A 3,479-nucleotide genomic window follows, 5' to 3' on the forward strand; every position below is an offset into this window, starting at 1 on the left:
TGAATTAGCATTAAAGGATGAATTTGATCTTGCAGAACAACCAGATAAATTTGTGAAAAATATTAGAGATAACTTATCTAAAATAGGGCAAACAATATATCACCTAATTGAATTTAAAATGAATTTGTCAAAAATTTATTTTATTCCAAGTAGCCGACTAAATCAATTTAGAAGAGAAATTATCGATAATTTAACCGCCGCTAGATTAGCCAATTATCATTGTAAGACACGTAAGCCAGAATTAAAACCAACACCAATTTACCCAGAGACACACTTAAGTTACTTAGCCAATGTATATAACCATAAAGCTAAGGAATTTTATGCACAACATGGCGTAAAATTAATTGAAAGTGCGTATGAAGCACACGAAATAAAAGATGATGTCCCACTAATGATAACGAAACATTGTTTACGATTTGCGTTTAATTTATGTCCAAAACAAGCAAAAGGAATCCAAGGAGTAAAAAACAAAGTAACGCCAATGAAATTGATTCAAAACAATGAAGAATTATTATTAAAGTTCAATTGTAAAGCTTGTGAAATGCAAGTTTGGGGAAAAATCAAAAGCCACATCTTAAAAAAACCGTTACCTGGTAGTGATGTTATTTTTATGACAAAGAATTAAATTACTATAATAACAAAAATAACAAAAAAATTTAGTTTTAAATTGATGAGAACAGATATAAAGCAGTAGTTTCAAAAAATAAAGTTAGTAATGCAAGCTGGAATTAATTCTATAATTACCTGTTTTGTAAACTAAGTTTATTCATTATCACTAAAGCGCCTATTTGTGAAACTATGCTTGGTTAATCAAATAGGCATTTGCCTATCAACACACTTTAATTAGCAACATAAAGCCTGTTTAAGTGGCACCAAGCTTAATTGTAAGTATCCGAAACAAAGGTGATGAGGTGGCAGAAAGTACCGTTGTAAATAAACACAATAAAAACAGTCAGAAAACACATTGATTTTATTTAACTTTTTTTTAACAACTTTGAAGGACAAAGTTCCTAGCATTAAAAAAGAAGAGCGCCGATAAACGGCCAATTAAACAGCCGACAAGTTATAACATAATTGATTTTAATGGTCATTTATTCTTCATTCTTAATTCACAAATTGATTAATTTAATTTTTTGTTGGTGGGTTATGTTTTTTTATTTGAGGTCATGATTATGCTAGTTTCATCGTCTAGTTTTACGTACGTTTATCGTGGTACGCAAAATGTCATTATGCGTACCACGATAAAAATATCTATGAAACTTTAAGTCCTTTATCGTCCGTATCAGTTCTAATTATTAATTGCCACTTAACGTCTTTTGATTGAGTATTTTGTCAATCAATTATTACTAGAACAGGAAAAATCTCATATTCAAAAGCTAATCGAATTTATACTTTTTATCGATTATTACTAAATGACGGTTATCAATTTGTTAAGAACTCTATGTCACAAAAAACTTTTTGGCTGTACGAAAAAGACTTGTTATTAATTGGTTTAAGTAAAATGCAATTATAAAACTTACAACAACAAAAAAATAACGTAATTCCGTTGCGCAGAGTTATTAATATTGATTTTAGTCATCAGTGTCCGAGTGGGTACGTAGAGCCGACATCATTTTACGATGATATAATTCACAACAACCTTATTTAACATAATATACATTATTCTAACGTATTGATTTTAATGATTATTTATTTTTGTTAATTTGTTAGTAGATTGATTAATTTACCATTTTACTGGTAAATCGTGTTTTTTAAATTGAGGTCATGATTATACAGGTTTCATCGTCTAGTTTTACGTACGTTTATCGTGGTACGCATAATGTATATTATGTTAAATAAGGTTGTTGTGAATTATATCATCGTAAAATGATGTCGGCTCTACGTACCCACTCGGACACTGATGACTAAAATCAATATTAATAACTCTGCGCAACGGAATTACGTTATTTTTTTGTTGTTGTAAGTTTTATAATTGCATTTTACTTAAACCAATTAATAACAAGTCTTTTTCGTACAGCCAAAAAGTTTTTTGTGACATAGAGTTCTTAACAAATTGATAACCGTCATTTAGTAATAATCGATAAAAAGTATAAATTCGATTAGCTTTTGAATATGAGATTTTTCCTGTTCTAGTAATAATTGATTGACAAAATACTCAATCAAAAGACGTTAAGTGGCAATTAATAATTAGAACTGATACGGACGATAAAGGACTTAAAGTTTCATAGATATTTTTATCGTGGTACGCATAATGACATTTTGCGTACCACGATAAACGTACGTAAAACTAGACGATGAAACTAGCATAATCATGACCTCAAATAAAAAAACATAACCCACCAACAAAAAATTAAATTAATCAATTTGTGAATTAAGAATGAAGAATAAATGACCATTAAAATCAATTATGTTATAACTTGTCGGCTGTTTAATTGGCCGTTTATCGGCGCTCTTCTTTTTTAATGCTAGGAACTTTGTCCTTCAAAGTTGTTAAAAAAAAGTTAAATAAAATCAATGTGTTTTCTGACTGTTTTTATTGTGTTTATTTACAACGGTACTTTCTGCCACCTCATCACCTTTGTTTCGGATACTTACAATTAAGCTTGGTGCCACTTAAACAGGCTTTATGTTGCTAATTAAAGTGTGTTGATAGGCAAATGCCTATTTGATTAACCAAGCATAGTTTCACAAATAGGCGCTTTAGTGATAATGAATAAACTTAGTTTACAAAACAGGTAATTATAGAATTAATTCCAGCTTGCATTACTAACTTTATTTTTTGAAACTACTGCTTTATATCTGTTCTCATCAATTTAAAACTAAATTTTTTTGTTATTTTTGTTATTATAGTAATTTAATTCTTTGTCATAAAAATAACATCACTACCAGGTAACGGTTTTTTTAAGATGTGGCTTTTGATTTTTCCCCAAACTTGCATTTCACAAGCTTTACAATTGAACTTTAATAATAATTCTTCATTGTTTTGAATCAATTTCATTGGCGTTACTTTGTTTTTTACTCCTTGGATTCCTTTTGCTTGTTTTGGACATAAATTAAACGCAAATCGTAAACAATGTTTCGTTATCATTAGTGGGACATCATCTTTTATTTCGTGTGCTTCATACGCACTTTCAATTAATTTTACGCCATGTTGTGCATAAAATTCCTTAGCTTTATGGTTATATACATTGGCTAAGTAACTTAAGTGTGTCTCTGGGTAAATTGGTGTTGGTTTTAATTCTGGCTTACGTGTCTTACAATGATAATTGGCTAATCTAGCGGCGGTTAAATTATCGATAATTTCTCTTCTAAATTGATTTAGTCGGCTACTTGGAATAAAATAAATTTTTGACAAATTCATTTTAAATTCAATTAGGTGATATATTGTTTGCCCTATTTTAGATAAGTTATCTCTAATATTTTTCACAAATTTATCTGGTTGTTCTGCAAGATCAAATTCATCCTTTAATGCTAATTCA

At 29.2% G+C, this 3,479-nt stretch carries 4 protein-coding genes; 2 read left to right on the forward strand and 2 right to left on the reverse strand.

Features of this window, described 5'->3' with window-relative positions:
* The coding region (locus A9G41_RS11705) for a DUF3656 domain-containing protein (protein WP_143425471.1) at positions 1–625 on the forward strand (625 nt) is incomplete at its 5' end.
* A 717-nt stretch (positions 626–1,342) separates the two neighbouring features.
* Positions 1,343–1,513, forward strand: a complete 171-nt coding sequence (locus tag A9G41_RS15135; RefSeq protein WP_442903298.1) for a phage/plasmid replication protein, II/X family — start codon at positions 1,343–1,345, stop codon at positions 1,511–1,513.
* Between the two features lie 453 nt (positions 1,514–1,966).
* Here A9G41_RS15135 and A9G41_RS15140 read toward each other — a convergent pair whose 3' ends face one another.
* Positions 1,967–2,140 (reverse strand): phage/plasmid replication protein, II/X family, encoded by a 174-nt coding sequence (locus A9G41_RS15140; protein WP_081302205.1) that lies wholly within the window; start codon positions 2,138–2,140, stop codon positions 1,967–1,969.
* Between the two features lie 714 nt (positions 2,141–2,854).
* Positions 2,855–3,479 (reverse strand): DUF3656 domain-containing protein (locus tag A9G41_RS11710; protein WP_143425471.1); only part of this gene is annotated, 625 nt, incomplete at its 5' end.

The organism is Gilliamella sp. Nev5-1 (assembly GCF_001690895.1).
Taxonomy (GTDB): domain Bacteria; phylum Pseudomonadota; class Gammaproteobacteria; order Enterobacterales; family Orbaceae; genus Gilliamella; species Gilliamella apicola_C.